Genomic DNA, 15,785 nt, shown 5'->3' on the forward strand with positions numbered 1-15,785 from the left:
AATCGTATTTTATCTGAAAACAATATTGTCGATGACCGGGTGGCCAAACTCTTCGGTATAGCGGCGCAGCAGTTCGTTGCGCAGCATCATCAGCTCGTTGCGCAGCACAGCCGAGGACAGGTGTACGTAGAGGGTGCGGTTGCGCACCTGCAGCGATTGGGTGTAGGCGTTTACCGTTTCGCCGGCAATCTTGGGCCACAGGCGTATGAGCTGGGTCTCGTCGAGCTTTTGCCCCATGTCGTTTACGTCAATAAACTGGGCGATAATCTCTTTGATGGATAGTGGTTCCTGCTTCTTCATAACATGTTTCCCTCCAAAAGGTTGAACTCTCCGTCGGTGACGGAGAAGATGCTGTATGGCGACCCGATCGACTGCACGATTTCATCGAGATACTGGCGGTTGGTGTCGGTGATGAATATCTGCCCAAAGTGGTCGGACGATACGAGCCGGACAATCTGCTTCACCCGCTCGGCATCGAGCTTGTCGAAGATGTCGTCGAGCAGCAGCAGGGGGACAGTCTCGCCCTGCTCACGCAAAAAGTCGTATTGGGCCAGCCGCAAGGCTATCAGGTAGGTCTTGCACTGCCCTTGCGAGCCTATGCGCTTCATGGGATAGTCGCCCAGCATCATCTCCATGTCGTCGCGGTGTATGCCTCGGGTGGTGTAGCCGATGGCCAGGTCGCGCTGGCGGGTAGCCTTCAGTTGGGGCAACAGCGGTCCGTCGGCCAGATGCGAGGTGTAGATGAGGTCGGCCACCTCGTTTTGCGAGGCAATCTCGCCATAGAAGCGGCGAAACACGGGAATGAAGGCTTGCAGAAACCGACGGCGGCTTTCGTAGATTTCGGCGGCGGCACTGTCCATCTGCACCTCCCAGATGTCGTAGAGCATCTCGTCGGTGCACTCCTGCCGCAACAGCGCGTTGCGTTGTTCCAGCGCCTTGTTGTAGCGGATGAGGATGCCCAGGTAGGGCTTGTCGAACTGGCTGATGACCTGGTCGATAAATTTGCGCCGCTCTTCGCTGCCGCTCAAAATCAGTTCGTTGTCCGAGGGGGTCGAGAGCACCAGCGGGGCAAACCCGATGTGGTCCGACAGCCGGTCATACTCCTTCTTGTTGCGCTTGAAACTCTTCTTTTGCCGGCGCTTGATGCCGCAATACAGCTCCTCGTCGTTGCCGTTGCGCTCGTAGTATCCCTGTATGACAAAAAACTCCTCGCCGTGGCGGATGTTTTGCGAGTCGGGGTTGCGGGTGTAGCTTTTGCAAAACGAGAGGTAATAGATGGCATCCAGCAGATTGCTTTTCCCCATGCCGTTGTTTCCCAAGAAACAATTGATGTTGGGCGAGAATTGCAAATCTGCCTGGGCGATATTTTTGAAATTGACTATCGATAGCCGGGAGAGAATCATGTCGGGTTTGTCGTTTTGTTTCCACAAACATACGCAAATTTTTTCGGTTTCGAACATAAATGCCTTGCCAAAATAGCCCGGCCCTCCTCCCGCCGCGGGGCAAAAAAATAGTTTCTCTCGCGCTATTAGTGCTTCAACTACAAAAAAATGAAGATGAAATTTTATTTATATAAAGAAATAAGTTACTTTTGTCACTCAATTCCCCGCGTAGGGATTGAACATGAGGATAAAAATAATTAAAAGACAAGAAAAATATGGCAGAAAAAGAAAAAGACGAGCTTGAGAAAATGAACGAAGCTCTCTCGATGTCGGAACAGTTTGTTGAAAAGTATCAGAAACCTCTCTTGTGGGGTCTGCTTATCGTGGTGGTAGTTATCGGTGCCATCCTGGGTGTGCGTCACTTCTACCTGTTGCCCCGCGAAGACAAGGCACAAGCTGCTATGTATCAGGCTGTAATGGCTTTTGAAAACGACTCTATCGACTTGGCAATCAACGGTAATGAAAAATTCGACGGCCTCTTGGCTATCGTCGATCAATATGGCTCGACGGCTGCCGGCAATCTGGCAAACGCCTATCTGGGTCTGGCCTACTACGAAAAAGGCGAATATGAGAACGCCCAGAAATACCTCTCGAAATTCAGCGCCGACGAATCGGTTCTGGCTCCTGCCGTGATGGCTGCTATCGGCAACTGCTTGGTCGATATGGAGAAATACGACGAGAGCGTGAAATATTTCGAGAAAGCTGCCAAGGCTTCGGACAACGCCGTATTCAGCCCCGTCTATTTGAAAAAGGCTGCCGCCGTGTATGAGAAGCTGGGTAACAAAGAGGCTGCCGTGAAACTCTATCAGGAGATTAAGGACAAATATCCTACCTCGAACGACGCCCGCGGCATCGAACGCTACATCGAGCGTGCTCAAAGCAAGTAATCAAGTTTATCTAATCACATAACGATAAGGCCGTCTCTCGCAAGAAAGGCGGCCTTATTTCGAAAAAAAGGAAGGAATAGTTATGGCTACTGCCTATCACAATCTATCGGACTACGATGCCAACAGCATGCCCGATGCGTCGGAGATGCGGGTGGCTATTGCCGCTGCCGAGTGGAATGCCGAGATTACCGATGCCCTGCTGAAAGGGGCTGTCGATACCCTCGTACGCAACGGTGTGAAACAAGAAAACATCTTTGTGGCCCGCGTGCCGGGTACCATCGAGCTGACGTTTGCCTCGCAACAGATGGCCGAGTTTTATCAGCCCGATGCCGTTATCGCCATCGGCTGTGTGGTGCGCGGCGATACTCCGCACTTCGACTATGTGTGCCAGAGTGTGACGCAGGGCATTACTCATCTCAATACCCTCTTCGGTATCCCCTTTATTTTCGGGGTTCTCACTACCGATAACATGGAGCAGGCGCGCGACCGTGCCGGAGGCCGATTGGGAAATAAAGGTGACGAAGCTGCCGTTACGGCGATAAAAATGCACGATTTCGTTTGCAAATTAAAATAAAGCGTATTATCTTTGCACACGCTTTCAGGGCAAATTCCAGAGTGGCCAAATGGGGCAGACTGTAAATCTGCTGGCTTTCGCCTTCGGTGGTTCGAATCCATCTTTGCCCACACAAAATTGCGGAAGTAGCTCAGTTGATAGAGCATCAGCCTTCCAAGCTGAGGGTCGCGAGTTTGAGCCTCGTCTTCCGCTCTACAAAAAACACCCGGTAGAGAATCGCTCCGCCGGGTGTTTTTGTTTTCTGCCGTCTGGGGGAATCGTGATTACAACTGGTTAATCCAATCGGCAATATCTCGAAGAACCTCTTCTGAGCAGGTCTCTTCAATCGTATAGTAGTCCAGTGAATTGTTGGTCTGGCAATGCTGAAACAGATGGTTCAACCCGGGATACTCCTTGAACAGGTTCTTTTTATTCTTCTTTTTCAACAGCTCCTGGATGGCCTTCAGGTTGGTATGCGGGATAACTTGCATATCGTTGCTGCCATTGAGTGCCATCACGGGAATGGTTATGCGTGCAATGGTTGGAGCCGGGTCATAATTTATGAAATAGTTCAACCAAATATTCTCGGGTTGAGCTTTTGTTTCATCCCTTACCCTCTGTGCCGTTTGGTTGGCCGGTAGACCGTGAAGCCTTAATGCGGCGTTTTGCTGCTCGGCCAGTAGGGTGTCTCCTTTTATACCAGGTCCTGCCAGGCTTACTGCAAAATCGGCTTTACCTTCGGCGGCCAGCATGAAAGCAATCATGCCGCCCTCGCTGTGTCCCAATACGCCGATTTTACCGAACTTTCCACTCTCTTTCAGCCATTGCAGTCCGCTGGCTGCATCCTCGGCATAATCTTTTGAGGTGCATTCCGTACGGTTGCCGGTCGATTGGCCCACACCTCTGTCATCATAGCGCAATGAAGCGATGCCGTTTTTGGCCAGGTAGTCGGCAATCACCAAGAAGGGTTTATGCCCGAACACCTCTTCGTTGCGGTCTTGCGGTCCACTACCGGTGATCATCAGAACCACAGGCACGTGTTTCTCCGGGGAATACCCCGTCGGGTAGGTTAAGGTACCCGAGAATACGGCATTTGCCTGGTGGTTGGTGAAGGAGACCTCCTCGGTTTGATAATCGAAAGGCGGTAGCGGCTCTTGCGGGCGGTTGGGCTTGTCGATATTGCCCGGCTCCAGATTCATGGGAAATGATACTCCATTCTGGGTGAATACGCCTCTGATTTTATCTTGCACCAGCTTGCCGCTATATGACATGCCGATAGCCGGTAAGTGTAGACTTATGGAGTCTTGAGTCAGCAGGGAAAGATTGACCGGCATATTCATCGCGCCCTGTTGCGGTACATCCATCGTTCCCGAGGGTTTGCCGTTCTGGTCTGTACCGAAATGAAAAACGATTCCTAATTTTTGCCCGCCAAAGTCCAGGTTGCCATGCCAGCTCCCGTCGATGCCTTGTGCACATGATATTGTCGCATATACCCACGCGGCAAGTATCGGTAGTAAGTTTTTTTTTCATCGTTGCTTTTTTGAAATATCTCTTTTTATAAGTATCGTTCCGGTTACATACAGAATACCTGAAAAAATGAGGCTTATGGGGATAAACCAGTAGCCAAGCATGTCATTCATGGATGCGTCCGTCTCCGAAGTATATCCGATGAAGAATTGCTCCTGGTTGTGGAAAAATCCGATGTGGTCGGGTATAAAGACTTTAAGTATCGATAATATGAGGAAGGTTATGCCGAACAAGTACAGGATACCCGAAATCAGATATTTCCCGGTGCGGAGCATACAGATGCCTGCGTATTTGACGATTTGGAAAGGATTCCCTTTTATCAGGACTTTTTTTAACTGCGCTTCGGATATGTACGATTGGGCAATTTTTGTCGGGTTTCCCAGTTTGTTCAGAACTTTGCTTAAACGCTCCTCTTCCGGCAGAGTCGTGTTGGGCATCATGCACATGCTTTCGTATATGTGGGATGCCAATTCGTTCAATATGTCGGCTTTAGTTTCATTATCCAATACGTTGAAGGCATGCTCCAGTTCGTGCATGTAACGTAAATATTGTTTGCTGTTTTGATAGTCTGTATTCATGGGGTATATACTTAAATTAGTTGTGCTATATGTTCGGTCATATTTAAATAATAGCCCGTAAGATCGTTCATGTATTTTCTCCCGGCCTCTGTAATCTTGTAGTACTTCCTGGGCATGCCGCTCTCTTTTTGTACCCAGTAGGGCTCGATGACCTGGTCTTTACATAATCTCATCAGGATGGGATAAATGGTGCCGTCGGCTACTTCGAACCCCAGTGTCTTCTCTATTTCGGAAGAGATCTGATACCCGTAGCTGTCTTGTTTACTTATGATTAGGAGTACGACAAGAGGCAGTATCCCTTTCTTCATCTGTGTTATCAAGTTGTCTTGCTGCATAATTTTTTTAGATACATTGTAATACTATGTATATCGGATACAAAAGTATATTGTTATGTTGAATTTACAAAATAAAAGGGAATAAAATCGTGGAGGGGAATAATCTGGACATGTCAGCCTGCACCCTGTCATTCCCGCTTGATGCGGGAGCTGCGAGCGTGTCGTTTGCAGATGCTCCCCTTTGCCGGGATTTCTGGATTCCGCGTCGTGGCACGGAATGACTCCGGGGGCGATTACTCCCAGTCACCCTGCACGCGATATGAGCTCCAAATGGGTACAGGGGGGGGAAATGTTTTATTCCCAGGATTCCGTGTCGCGATATATCTCTACTATTTCAGCTGTTCGATAGCTATATCGGGGATGTTCAAGACCGTTCTGAAGAAAGTTTTTACGTCGTCGGCTTTCTTTACCTGACCCAGTTGCCGGTTGATAATCCACGAGGCGTAGGCCTGTACGATTTTCTCCGATTGGGGGATGAACAAGACCAGGCAGTTGATGCCCTTGTTGAAGCTGTAGAGGTATATGCAAGGAGCTTCGGGTTGGTTGCTGTGGAATACATCCTCGCCGGTGAGCGATGAGGTTGCGGCTATGGCCGTGGAGCCCGACTGGGCATTGATGAGTGCGGGAATGCTCCGATACAACCGCTCGTAGAACTTGGAGTCGAGACCGGGAGCCATCCGGGTGAGGTAGTCTGTGAAGGGTTTCAGGTTGTCGATGGCAAATACTTTGTAGTCCGACTGGTAGTTGCCGGAGGCGAACTCCCGTACCCGTTGAGTAATCTCGGTATGGGTCGTAACATATTTGATGTAGTTGGAGTCGTTGGCCAAATCGTGCATCTCGTGAATGAGGTCGAGTCCTTTGCGCAAAAGGAAATCGGGCTGTTCGTCGATATAGATGGCGGTAGGGCCGTCGCCTTGTCCGATGATCGAGGTGGTGGAGCCTTGCTGTTTGCAACTTATGCCGTTCAGGGCAATGAGGATAGCTGTTGCTATGAGCAGTCGGTTTTTCATGGATGTGTGTTTTAGATGTTTGTGATTGGTCCTATTCCCTGCTTATGCAACGAAGTGGAAATAGATGACCAATATGATAAACAGATACACCGCCCAGGCGACGACGGTATAGAGCATCTCCCAGTTGGCATAGGGTTCGTTGTGCTTCCGGCACCAGCGTCGGTGGGTGATTAGCCCCCACAGCGGTATCAGAAACAGGACTATCGACAGGGCTATGAGCCATGTGTGCCCCACGATGAGGCAGAGGGCGGCAAACCCGGTTTCGACGAAGGCTATCAGCTCGATATATTTCAGGCGGATAACCGACTTGCTTTTCTTTTTCATAACGTAGCGATTAAATCATGACCGGTCCAATAAGTAAATACACACCAGTAAAGCAAATAGAGAATCCACCAGGGGACAAACAGGGATTCGTCGTTTCGCTTGCACCAGAAGGGATAATAGACCAGCAGGCCGAGCAGCACGGTGCAGGCTGCCAGCCCTATCCAGGCTATGGCGGTGGCCAGGGTGCTCATGGCCGACAAAATGAAGCATACCGTGATGAGGGTATCTACCTGGTTTTCATATTTGTTTAATTCGAATAGATTGGACATAAGTTTTTGGAGGGTTTGAAAGGTTGTTTCTGTTGTATCTTACGAAAGGCGTTTGCGCCGTTTGATTTCGGCCTTCAGCTTGTTGAGCCACTTGTCGTAGGTCGACTCGGTGAGCAGCATGGTGCGGGAGTCCTGTTTCTGGTTGTGCCCGTCTTTGCGGGTAACAATCAGCGCGTTGCGGTAGAGCGATAGCTTCACCTCGGTCTGTTTCGAGGGGAGGGGCAGCACCAGGAATACCGCCTCGGTCGATTCTCGTTCGGTGGCTTCGCCAAAGGCTTTCAGATTCCATTCCACGTCGTCGCGTTCGAAATATTGCATGCCTCGTATGATGCCGCTCTCCTTGTTGGCTTCGACGATGGTGAACTGTTCGGCCTGGAGCAACGACAGGGTCGAGTAGTAGACCAGGTCGTAGTCTTCGTCGAGACATTCGGAGGTGATGCGGGTCACGTCGTCGGAGGTGAGGTTGAGACTTTTGAACAGGCTGCACGAGGTGAGGAGCAGAAGCGAGAGCGCGAAGAGCAGATGGGTAAATCGGTACATAATGGTTTGTTGTTTTTTTTGATGTTCACGCCCGGACTATGCCCGGGCGTGAACGGTATTCTTCAGTATTGTTTGATGGCCGGCTCTATCGAGGCGCTTTTGCCGAGCGGAACGAAGGTAAAGCCATAGGTAATCTTGCGGATGGCCGGGTCTATCTGATAGACCTTGTGCGGCTTGGCCCCCCAGGAGTCGTCGCCACCCAGACCCATCATGCGGCAGTCGACAAAGAGGTCGACGAGCGCTTCGGGTTTGGGGTCGCAGTTGTGGCGTTGACGGGGATTCTCGGGACGTTGGCGACCGTCGTCGCGGGTCTCACCGCTGTCGAGCGACTCGAGCGTATGGTTCGAGGCATTGAATTCGACAAGCGAGTCGGCTACGATGAGCAGTTTACCCCGGTTTCCCGAGAGGGCCAGCCAGCTCACATCGGTGCGGTGGTTGTTCTCCTGCGGTCGTACATAGGGCTCGTAGAGGTCGGCAATATTGGCTCGATAGCGGTCCACGAAGCAGCTGGAGCGGCGGTCGATGTAGTTCTCCCACGGGCCACGGCCGTAGTATTCGAGGCGGGTGAATGAGGCGGGCATCTGCATGCGCAGCCCCACGCGGGGAATCATGGGCGCCCGCGAGTCGGTCAGGCGCAGGGTGTTGTCGACCTTCACCACACCGTTACCCAATAGGGTGTAGGTGATGGTCCACTCGGCCCCGGTTTGCGGATAGGTGTAGAGGCAACTCACGCGCAGGGTATGGCCATCGCCCGGCTCGACGGTGAACGAGCGGGCCTCGGGGGCCTGTTGCGAGGCCTCTTTCCAGGCACCCAGCAGGCGGGGCGAGTTGTAGCCGTAGTCGTTGTCGGTGGGGGCTCGCCAGAAGCTGGGGCGGGGACCGAAACCGTCGAGCAGATATTCACAACCCTTGTAGCGGTAGGAGGTCATCAGACCGGTAGTCTTGTCGAAGGTGATATCGAAATCCCGGCCCGAGAAGCAGACCGAGTTGCCCTTTTCGGTCTGGGCAATCGATTCGCCCGAGGGCTGGGCCACGGGTCTCACGGCCGGCTTCACGGCTATCTGTTCGCGGGCTATGGCATAGCCTTTGGGCAGAAAGGGTTCGGCCTCTTTCTGCCGGGCTTCGAATTCGATGCGGTAGTCGACCGCCTCGTCGGTCATGGCAGGCAGCCCTTTCAGGGCGACGGTCGTTTGCTGGCGGGGTGGCAGCGACAGGTCGAACCGGCCGGTCTTCAGACTCTTGCTGTTGCCTTTGACCGTATAGACAAAGTCGTATTTGTCGAGCGGGGTGAAGAAAAATTCGTTCTTCACGTCGATGGTTCCGGCCGTTTTGTCGAAGTTGAGGAACTTGATATTCTGGTACACCTTGCCCATCTCGATGGTCTGGGGCTTGATGCGGCGGTCGGGGTAGACGATGCCGTTGATGCAGAAGTTGCCGTCGGAGGGGGTGCCGGTGGGTCCGTAGTCGCCGCCGTAGGCCCAGAACTTTTCGCCTTGGGCATTGGTCATCTCGAGGCCTTGGTCCACCCAGTCCCAGATGCAACCGCCCTGCAGCAGGTCGTGGGCTTCGATGACATCCCAGTAGTCCTGGAAGTTGCCCAGACTGTTACCCATGGCGTGAGCATACTCGCAGAGGATGAGCGGACGGTCGGACGCCGGGTCGAGGGCATAGCGCTCGATGCCCTCGGGCGAGGTGTACATGGGGCAATAGATATCGGTATTCCACTCCAGTTCGGCCCGCTCGTACTGAATGGGGCGCGAGGCATCGCGCTGCTTCAGCCAGCGGTAGGCCTCGTAGAAGCAGTAGCCGTTGCCCGCCTCGTTGCCGAGCGACCAGATGATGACCGAAGGGTGGTTCTTGTCGCGCTCGACCATGTCGTGCAGACGGTCGAGGTGTACCGGCAGGTAGAGCGGGTTGTTGCCCAACGTGCCCCCCTTGCGCCGGTCGTAGCCCATGCCGTGCGTTTCGATATTGGCCTCGTCGATGACGTAGAAGCCATATTTGTCGCACAGTTCGTAGAAGCGTTTTTGCTGCGGATAGTGGCAGGTGCGCAGGGTATTGACGTTGTATTGTTTCCACAGCTCGATGTCCTTGAGCATGGTCTCTTCGGTCACGTAGTGGCCGGTGAGCGGGTCGTGCTCGTGCACGTTCACCCCCTTGAGCAGGACAGGCTTGCCGTTGACGAGCAGTTGTCTGTTTTTGATTTCGACTGTACGGAACCCGACCCGGGCGGGAATGTATTCGCAGTTTTCGCCGTGGCTGTTGCGGGTCGAGATGAGCAGGTCGTAGAGGTGAGGCGTCTCGGCGGTCCAGGCCTTGACGCGGTCGATGGTGGCGTCGAACTTGACGCAGTTCGAGTTGCAGGCGTCGAGAGTAATGGTCTGTTCGCCCTGGGCCACGATTTGCGGCTTGCCGGTCGAGCGGTCGGTCAGCTGGTAGGCGACGGTCATCGGTTGCGCGCTCGTCTGGTCGTTTTGCAGCACGATGCCAAGGTGGAACACTCCGTCGGTGTACGACTCGTCGAGAGACGACTGCACCTCGAAGTCGGCCACCCGGGTTTGCGGTTGGGCATAGAGGTAGACGTCGCGCTCGAAGCCGGTGAGGCGCCAGAAGTCCTGCCCCTCGAAGTAGTTGGCATCGGAGAAGCGGTGCATCTGTACGGCCAGCGTGTTCGTACCGGAGCGAACCTGAGCGGTAATATCGAACTCTGCCGGTACCTTGCCCGTTTTCGACAGGCCTATGAACTCGCCGTTGAGGTAGAAGTAGGCGGCCCCTTTCACCGCCTCGGCACAGAGGACGATGCGTTTTCCCTGCCATGAGGCGGGGAGGTCGAAGGTGCGCAGATAGCTCCCCGTCGGGTTCCAGGCCTCGGGCACCATAGGCGGATTGGGAGCTTGCAGATATTGCGGGAAGCCCGGCGAAATGAACTCGTAGCCGATGTTGACATAGATGGGGTCGCCGAATCCCTGCAACTCCCAGTTGCCCGGCACTTCGATGGTGTTCCACCCGGTTGTGTCGTAGCCGGGTTGCATGAAGTCGGTGGGGCGTTCACGGAACTGTTCGGTATAGTGGAATTTCCAAGTGCCGTTCAGCGACAGGTAGTCGCTGCCCCGTTCCCGTTCGCCGGCCAGAGCCGAGGCTGCGCTGTGATATGTCGTAAACGCAGCGTGCGGCGGCAGCTTGTTGATGTCGATCAGCCGGGGGTTGGTAAGTTCGGCAAACCGATTCTGCTGCTCTTGAGCCCGGATCGAGCCTGATAGCAGGAAGATAGCCGATAGAAATAATGCCATGTTCTTCATGTGGATAGTTATCTGTTTTCTTGTGAATGATGATCGATGGTTGTGCCGTTATTTGCGGCGGTATGCCGAGGGCGATTGGCCTGTATTCTGTTTGAAAAACTTGCCGAAAAACGACTGGTTGGCAAAGTTCAGTTCGTCGGAAATCTCCTGAATACTCATCGTCGTGGTCTTCAACAGCCGTTTGGCGGTCATGGTCACAAAGTCGGCAATGATTTCGTGAGCCGTCTTGTGGCTCATCTGCTTGATGACCGACGAAAGGTGTTTGGGCGATATGCACATCTTGTCGGCGTAGAAGTTGACCGTGCGCTCCTCCTTGTGATACTGCTTGAGCAGCGTGAGAAATTTCCACAAAATATCTTCCTGTCGCGATATTTTGGAGCGGTCGCTCTTCTCCCGGGCGGTGAATATTCGGTTCAGCTCCAGCGTAAAGGCCGAGAGAATGAAGCGTATGATGATGGCTTGTGCATTCGCTTCGTAGCGACTTTTCAGCAGGTTCAAGTACTGTGTCATCACCTGAGTCTCGTCGAGCGAAAGCTGGGTGTGGGGATGCTTGGCGATGTAGGAGCTGAGCGAGAATACCGTATCGAGGTCGATAAAGGCGTTCCACTCCTTGGCCGAAGTCCCCTGGATAGAAAAATAGTGCGCCTCGAAATCGCTGCTCGTTGCCAGCGGTCGCCACATCGAGTTGGGATAGATAAACGCAAGGCTGCCCGGCGTGAGTGTATAGTCGGCAAAGTTGATTTGCAGCTCTTTGCGCCCCCCGGTACACAAGATAATGGTAAGTTGGTCGGGTGCTATGCAGAGGTTGGCATCGTCGTTGGCGACAAGCTCATCGAACGAGATGGGAATGAGGTCTTGCTTTTGAAGAAAATTGTGATTAGGATCAACAGGGTATTGAGTTGTTTGCATATCAATCGTTCATACAGCAATTGAGACAAAGGTAATGAATGTAGGAAGCTGAGGCAAATAAAAGCTATATTTTCTCATTTTAGTAGGGTGCAAACCACTTCCAAAGCTTTACAAAGGTAAAAATTATCTTCTAGTGACACAACAATCGATGCCCGATATATGGTTGATTATAATATACTTTAACGTGAGTTCGATATAAATTAAAACATCGTGAGTTGTCCGTCTTTGACAAAACGTACGTCAATGGCGGGCTTCTTTTCAAAGAAGCAGTATGCAGCTATGGCAGAGAGCGAGTTGGCAATAAAGTTATTGAAGGAACGGTGTCTGGAGTGTTCAATCTGGGCGATGTTCTTTAACTCGTCATTGACTGTTTCAATCAAAGCACGTTTTCTCAGCAGGATTTTGTCCGCTATGCTCATCAGGGAGTTCTTCATGTTGTTCTTCACTTTGGTTATCAACTGTATGCCGTTAAGAAATAGGTTCTCGAACAAGGTTTGCCCGATATACCCCTTGTCCGCACACAGTTTGCCCTTGATGTTCTTCAGGAACTTTGTCTGTTTCAGCGGTTCACGGTCATCCACATTTCCCGGAGTAAACATGAAATTGAGAATTTCACCCTTATCGTTGATGATCAGGTGAAGCTTAAACCCGAAGAACCATCCCATGGAGCATTTTCCACGTTCGGCGAGACCCTTAAAAGTCTTGTGAATCAATATGCGTTGGTTTCGGCATACACGCAGCGGTGTGGAATCCACAAAGCTGATACCGGTACAAGTACCCAACAGGACTTCCTTGATGAAAATGGTCAGCTGCAGCAGGACTTCCTTTTCCAGTTCTACAAAACGGTTATAGGACACACGTCTGGGAAAGAGATGCGTCAGATGTTTGCATACATATTCTTTGTAGTAATGCTTGAAACATCTGAAGCCTCCCGAGTGGAACAGGACTAGGATGACCATGATTTCCGCATCACTCATCCGGTTCGGCTTATTCCGATGCTTATGATTCTTGTCTTCAACCATATATTTTTCCTGTGTTTTGGCAAATTCTTTGCAAAAATCATCCGCCATACAAAAAATCTCCGTAACTTTAGCCTCTGAGAACATAGTGGTAGTCGCTTAAATGTTATAATTGAGCACTATAAATTTAATGCTTTTATCGCTATGTTCCTAATTTTCAAACTGATAATTTCAGTCTTTATATCGAACTCACGTTAAATTTGCAGTCTTTTGACCAATTATATGACAATGTTTATGTGTGGTAATGCGGCTTCCGCAATGCGTGCGTTTACAGCAGCCGCTGCTTTTCTTCTTTTCTTGCCGGCCTGCATGAAGACGGAGGAGCCTGTTTCCGTACAGGATGACGGATTCATTGAACTGGCATTCACCAAAAACGGTTTTGTTGATGATACGCAGGATATGCCATCAGTGAAGGCGGATGTGGATGAAGACGGGAGCGGAACTTTTACGGAAGGGGACAAGGTCGGGTTGTATATATACGGCAGTCCTTCCAGGCATGTCATTCTCACTCTTGAGAACGGCAGGTGGACTCCGGCGCTGAAGAAGAGCGACCTGGGATCCGGCACGGCCAGGCTTTCCGCATATTATCCTGTATCGGAGGCTGAAGGCATCGGGTCAAACGTGCACCGCCATAAGGTGCAGACCGACCAGAGCGGGGACGGCTACATGGAATCGGATCTTCTGTGGAGCCATCTCGACATTGATCTTGGCTCGCTTTCAGGCAACAGGATAGAATTCCCTTTCAGGCATGCCATGCACAGGCTTGTCATAAACATTACGGGCTCTGACGGTACATTGCCCGAAGACCTTTCAGTAAAGGTCCTCAATGAGACCGAGGGGTCGCTTTCAATCTATAGCGGAAGTCTGAATGATCCGTCCGGTGAAAAGGTGAGAATAGATGCCAGAAAAGCGGAAGGGAGTCAGGGCAAGTTTTCCGCAATACTTTTCCCGGGCAGTCTGGGCCCTTATTCCGACGGATGGGTGGAAATAACTGCGGGCGGCAAGACCTCGACCTTCAAGGCGCCGTCGGAAATCGGCGGCAGGGATTTTCTGGAGAGCGGAAAGGAGACTGTGCTGAACCTGAGTCTGAATCAGGGCGGCGTCGGCCCCGGGGAAGAGCCGGAGCCGGAGCCTGATCCCGACTATGCTGGGAAAATATGCTGGGTATATGGAGTCAAGACGCCGGAAACTCCTGACTACAATGAGGAGACCGTGAAAGTGCTGACAGATACGGATAAATTTTATCCGTGGAACTTCCCTTCAGGAGTATGGTTCAAGTTTGACAGCGATCCTGAAACAGCCTATCTGAACTGGCAGGAGGGCTTCCGCTGGTATGACTGCGACAAGGACAATCCGGACGAAAGCAACTCCCGTCCCGGCTATCATGACAGCAACATGTGCTGGGCGGCCGCTTCGGCATGCATGCTCCACTGGTGGATGAACATCAACAGCGACTATATTGCCGCGTATGACCGTAAATATGGAGATGTGTGCCCGAAATATCCGCGCCCTTCATCTGAATTTTCTGGCACTGAAAAAAGCGAGATATTCAATTTCTTCAGGGAGGCAAGCCGTAACCGCGGAGGGGATGCGAGGGACGGCATCAACTGGTTCATCAACCACACTCCCGGATTGGGTCTAAACGACACTTTCGACGACGATGCCTTCGGAGGCTATTTTACGGAGGTTTTCAAGGGAATGAAGATAGCCGACTCTTTCGGGGGCTTCAGCAAGGAAACGTTCAACGAGCTCATAAAAGACGCCCTTGAGAATGACCGCGGACTCGGATTCATACGCTCACACGGACTGACGCATGTCATGGCTCTCTATGGTGTCGAATTCGATGATGAAGGATATATCTCGGCCGTATATTATGTCGACAACAACGACTATTATAATTTTCAGGTCACAGGCAGCAGCACTCCGTTCCAGAGGCATCGCCTGATCCGCAAGAAGATCACCTACAATGAGGGCAGCGGATTCAAGATATTGATCGGGGAGGGTACATCGTATGCGATAGTCGGAGTGACTACGATGGATCTTATGCGTGACGTATGGCGGAACGCCTTTCCGGAAGTGCGCACAGACGACTGAAGCTGAAAAATGATGTCGGGCAGTGCCCGGCAGGATTGCAGACATTTTATTTGACATAGATATTATGATGATTATGAAGAGTTATAAATTTTTTCTATATGCTGCGGCGATTCTGCTGGCGGCTGTCTCATGCGACAGATCCGTCCTTCCCGGCGGGGACGGCGGCAGCGATGAAGTGACGGGAAAAATCGACATAAGGACTGCCGTAGGCCCCATTGTGAAGTCGCCTCAGCTCGGACAGGACGGCTCCGGAAATTTCGTAAGCGGAGACATGTTCCGGCTTACGGTTTCAGGAGAGGGCTTTGATGATATAAGCGAGATCTATACGGTGGGAGAAACGGAACTTTTCTGGTCGGATTTGGAGCTTCCGGATAATTCCGGTACGGTGTATTTTTCAGGATGTTATCCTGATCAGGATGCCGTTTCAGACGGCAGTTCCCGTTTTGACATGCCGGCAGACGGCGAGACGGATCTTCTGCTTGCCAAGGCTGTTCCGGTGGCGTACCAGGCGTCGGCGGTGGAGCTGAAATTCTCTCATGCTTTCCACAGGCTTGCCATAGAATATGTGTCTGACGGCACTTATTCCGATTCCGATCTTTCGCAGGTAGCCACATCCGTCAATGCGATGTCCTCATGCACGGTGGATCTGCGCAAGGGCGAAGTTGAATCAGGCTCTGCTGCCCGTCCGGCAAGATACATGGAAAAGAAGGGGAATTCCGTGTCATATATGCTGATTCCGCAGCAGAAAGACGATGTCACTGTAGAGGTCTCTTTCCAGGGTATGAAAAAGACGTTCACTCTTCCGGACACCACCGGGGACGGTCAGGCGCTCAGTCAGCTTGAAGGAGGCAAAATGCTGACGGTGCGGCTTGAGATTTCTTCGGACATCAGAATGGACGGAGTGGAGATCATAGGATGGGAGTCCCAGGGAACTGTCAACGGAGGCATATCCTTCTGAATCACCTCCGTCATCAGGCATTGATTATGGACAGGACTACA

At 51.9% G+C, this 15,785-nt stretch carries 16 protein-coding genes and 2 tRNA genes; 6 read left to right on the forward strand and 12 right to left on the reverse strand.

The annotated features are described in order from the left end of the window. Window positions 1-9: 9 nt before the first annotated feature. Together NW211_RS09150 and recF are read right to left on the reverse strand one after the other, a co-directional pair. Complete coding sequence (locus NW211_RS09150; RefSeq protein ID WP_087407803.1) at window positions 10-300, reverse strand: DUF721 domain-containing protein; 291 nt, start codon at window positions 298-300, stop codon at window positions 10-12. Further along, the gene (gene recF, locus NW211_RS09155) at window positions 297-1,403 is read right to left on the reverse strand and encodes a DNA replication/repair protein RecF (RefSeq protein WP_258327640.1); all 1,107 of its coding nucleotides are present in this window, start codon (window positions 1,401-1,403) and stop codon (window positions 297-299) included. The genes NW211_RS09150 and recF overlap by 4 nt, the downstream gene beginning before the upstream one ends. Window positions 1,404-1,657: 254 nt before the next feature. On the opposite strand from recF, the gene NW211_RS09160 reads away from it, so the two are divergent. The 4 genes from NW211_RS09160 to NW211_RS09175 all read left to right on the forward strand — a co-directional run bounded on the left by NW211_RS09160 (window position 1,658) and on the right by NW211_RS09175 (window position 3,095). Then, window positions 1,658-2,329 (forward strand): tetratricopeptide repeat protein, encoded by a 672-nt coding sequence (locus tag NW211_RS09160; RefSeq protein ID WP_087407802.1) that lies wholly within the window; start codon window positions 1,658-1,660, stop codon window positions 2,327-2,329. 82 nt (window positions 2,330-2,411) lie between these two features. Continuing rightward, window positions 2,412-2,903 carry a 6,7-dimethyl-8-ribityllumazine synthase gene (gene ribH, locus NW211_RS09165; RefSeq protein ID WP_087407801.1) on the forward strand — a complete coding sequence of 164 codons (492 nt, stop codon included), beginning with the start codon at window positions 2,412-2,414 and terminating at the stop codon, window positions 2,901-2,903. Between the two features lie 27 nt (window positions 2,904-2,930). Next, window positions 2,931-3,013 (forward strand) — tRNA-Tyr (locus tag NW211_RS09170). A 9-nt stretch (window positions 3,014-3,022) separates the two neighbouring features. Next, a tRNA-Gly gene (locus NW211_RS09175) sits at window positions 3,023-3,095 on the forward strand. Window positions 3,096-3,166: 71 nt separating this feature from the next. Here the strand turns inward: NW211_RS09175 and NW211_RS09180 are convergent. The 10 genes from NW211_RS09180 to NW211_RS09225 form a co-directional block, all read right to left on the reverse strand. Continuing rightward, window positions 3,167-4,246 (reverse strand): S9 family peptidase, encoded by a 1,080-nt coding sequence (locus NW211_RS09180; protein WP_258327632.1) that lies wholly within the window; start codon window positions 4,244-4,246, stop codon window positions 3,167-3,169. Between the two features lie 162 nt (window positions 4,247-4,408). After that, window positions 4,409-4,945, reverse strand: a complete 537-nt coding sequence (locus tag NW211_RS09185; RefSeq protein WP_258327634.1) for a hypothetical protein — start codon at window positions 4,943-4,945, stop codon at window positions 4,409-4,411. A 53-nt stretch (window positions 4,946-4,998) separates the two neighbouring features. Beyond that, window positions 4,999-5,295: a PadR family transcriptional regulator gene (locus NW211_RS09190; protein WP_258327635.1), complete on the reverse strand. Its 297-nt coding sequence runs from the start codon at window positions 5,293-5,295 to the stop codon at window positions 4,999-5,001. A 356-nt stretch (window positions 5,296-5,651) separates the two neighbouring features. Continuing rightward, complete coding sequence (locus tag NW211_RS09195; RefSeq protein WP_258327636.1) at window positions 5,652-6,332, reverse strand: hypothetical protein; 681 nt, start codon at window positions 6,330-6,332, stop codon at window positions 5,652-5,654. Window positions 6,333-6,374: 42 nt separating this feature from the next. Beyond that, complete coding sequence (locus tag NW211_RS09200) at window positions 6,375-6,656, reverse strand: hypothetical protein (protein ID WP_087407799.1); 282 nt, start codon at window positions 6,654-6,656, stop codon at window positions 6,375-6,377. After that, window positions 6,653-6,925: a hypothetical protein gene (locus tag NW211_RS09205; protein WP_087407798.1), complete on the reverse strand. Its 273-nt coding sequence runs from the start codon at window positions 6,923-6,925 to the stop codon at window positions 6,653-6,655. The genes NW211_RS09200 and NW211_RS09205 overlap by 4 nt, the downstream gene beginning before the upstream one ends. 39 nt (window positions 6,926-6,964) lie before the next feature. Beyond that, window positions 6,965-7,465, reverse strand: a complete 501-nt coding sequence (locus NW211_RS09210; RefSeq protein ID WP_087407797.1) for a hypothetical protein — start codon at window positions 7,463-7,465, stop codon at window positions 6,965-6,967. A gap of 62 nt (window positions 7,466-7,527) precedes the next feature. After that, window positions 7,528-10,764: a glycoside hydrolase family 2 TIM barrel-domain containing protein gene (locus NW211_RS09215; protein ID WP_258327637.1), complete on the reverse strand. Its 3,237-nt coding sequence runs from the start codon at window positions 10,762-10,764 to the stop codon at window positions 7,528-7,530. A gap of 48 nt (window positions 10,765-10,812) precedes the next feature. After that, window positions 10,813-11,673 (reverse strand): AraC family transcriptional regulator, encoded by an 861-nt coding sequence (locus tag NW211_RS09220; RefSeq protein WP_258327638.1) that lies wholly within the window; start codon window positions 11,671-11,673, stop codon window positions 10,813-10,815. Between the two features lie 200 nt (window positions 11,674-11,873). Further along, window positions 11,874-12,779 carry an IS982 family transposase gene (locus NW211_RS09225; RefSeq protein WP_025277710.1) on the reverse strand — a complete coding sequence of 302 codons (906 nt, stop codon included), beginning with the start codon at window positions 12,777-12,779 and terminating at the stop codon, window positions 11,874-11,876. 222 nt (window positions 12,780-13,001) lie between these two features. Here NW211_RS09225 and NW211_RS09230 point away from each other — a divergent pair, with 222 nt between their 5' ends. Together NW211_RS09230 and NW211_RS09235 are read left to right on the forward strand one after the other, a co-directional pair. Further along, window positions 13,002-14,786 (forward strand): IdeS/Mac family cysteine endopeptidase, encoded by a 1,785-nt coding sequence (locus tag NW211_RS09230; protein WP_187119564.1) that lies wholly within the window; start codon window positions 13,002-13,004, stop codon window positions 14,784-14,786. A gap of 64 nt (window positions 14,787-14,850) precedes the next feature. Then, window positions 14,851-15,744, forward strand: a complete 894-nt coding sequence (locus NW211_RS09235) for a fimbrillin family protein (RefSeq protein ID WP_258327639.1) — start codon at window positions 14,851-14,853, stop codon at window positions 15,742-15,744. The last annotated feature ends 41 nt before the right edge of the window (window positions 15,745-15,785 follow it).

Source organism: Barnesiella sp. ET7 (assembly GCF_024733785.1).
Lineage (GTDB): Bacteria > Bacteroidota > Bacteroidia > Bacteroidales > Barnesiellaceae > Barnesiella > Barnesiella merdigallinarum.

What these genes read in the sequence shown, in the direction of transcription:
- NW211_RS09210 (WP_087407797.1), bottom strand. Translation starts at nt 7,465, where the DNA reads ATGTACCGATTTACCCATCTGCTCTTCGCGCTCTCGCTTCTGCTCCTC.
- recF (WP_258327640.1), bottom strand. Translation starts at nt 1,403, where the DNA reads ATGATTCTCTCCCGGCTATCGATAGTCAATTTCAAAAATATCGCCCAG.
- NW211_RS09235 (WP_258327639.1), top strand. Translation starts at nt 14,851, where the DNA reads ATGATGATTATGAAGAGTTATAAATTTTTTCTATATGCTGCGGCGATT.
- NW211_RS09195 (WP_258327636.1), bottom strand. Translation starts at nt 6,332, where the DNA reads ATGAAAAACCGACTGCTCATAGCAACAGCTATCCTCATTGCCCTGAAC.
- NW211_RS09200 (WP_087407799.1), bottom strand. Translation starts at nt 6,656, where the DNA reads ATGAAAAAGAAAAGCAAGTCGGTTATCCGCCTGAAATATATCGAGCTG.
- NW211_RS09220 (WP_258327638.1), bottom strand. Translation starts at nt 11,673, where the DNA reads ATGCAAACAACTCAATACCCTGTTGATCCTAATCACAATTTTCTTCAA.
- NW211_RS09180 (WP_258327632.1), bottom strand. Translation starts at nt 4,246, where the DNA reads ATGGATGTACCGCAACAGGGCGCGATGAATATGCCGGTCAATCTTTCC.
- NW211_RS09185 (WP_258327634.1), bottom strand. Translation starts at nt 4,945, where the DNA reads ATGCACGAACTGGAGCATGCCTTCAACGTATTGGATAATGAAACTAAA.
- NW211_RS09205 (WP_087407798.1), bottom strand. Translation starts at nt 6,925, where the DNA reads ATGTCCAATCTATTCGAATTAAACAAATATGAAAACCAGGTAGATACC.
- NW211_RS09230 (WP_187119564.1), top strand. Translation starts at nt 13,002, where the DNA reads ATGAAGACGGAGGAGCCTGTTTCCGTACAGGATGACGGATTCATTGAA.
- NW211_RS09215 (WP_258327637.1), bottom strand. Translation starts at nt 10,764, where the DNA reads ATGAAGAACATGGCATTATTTCTATCGGCTATCTTCCTGCTATCAGGC.
- NW211_RS09150 (WP_087407803.1), bottom strand. Translation starts at nt 300, where the DNA reads ATGAAGAAGCAGGAACCACTATCCATCAAAGAGATTATCGCCCAGTTT.
- ribH (WP_087407801.1), top strand. Translation starts at nt 2,412, where the DNA reads ATGGCTACTGCCTATCACAATCTATCGGACTACGATGCCAACAGCATG.
- NW211_RS09225 (WP_025277710.1), bottom strand. Translation starts at nt 12,779, where the DNA reads ATGTTCTCAGAGGCTAAAGTTACGGAGATTTTTTGTATGGCGGATGAT.
- NW211_RS09160 (WP_087407802.1), top strand. Translation starts at nt 1,658, where the DNA reads ATGGCAGAAAAAGAAAAAGACGAGCTTGAGAAAATGAACGAAGCTCTC.
- NW211_RS09190 (WP_258327635.1), bottom strand. Translation starts at nt 5,295, where the DNA reads ATGAAGAAAGGGATACTGCCTCTTGTCGTACTCCTAATCATAAGTAAA.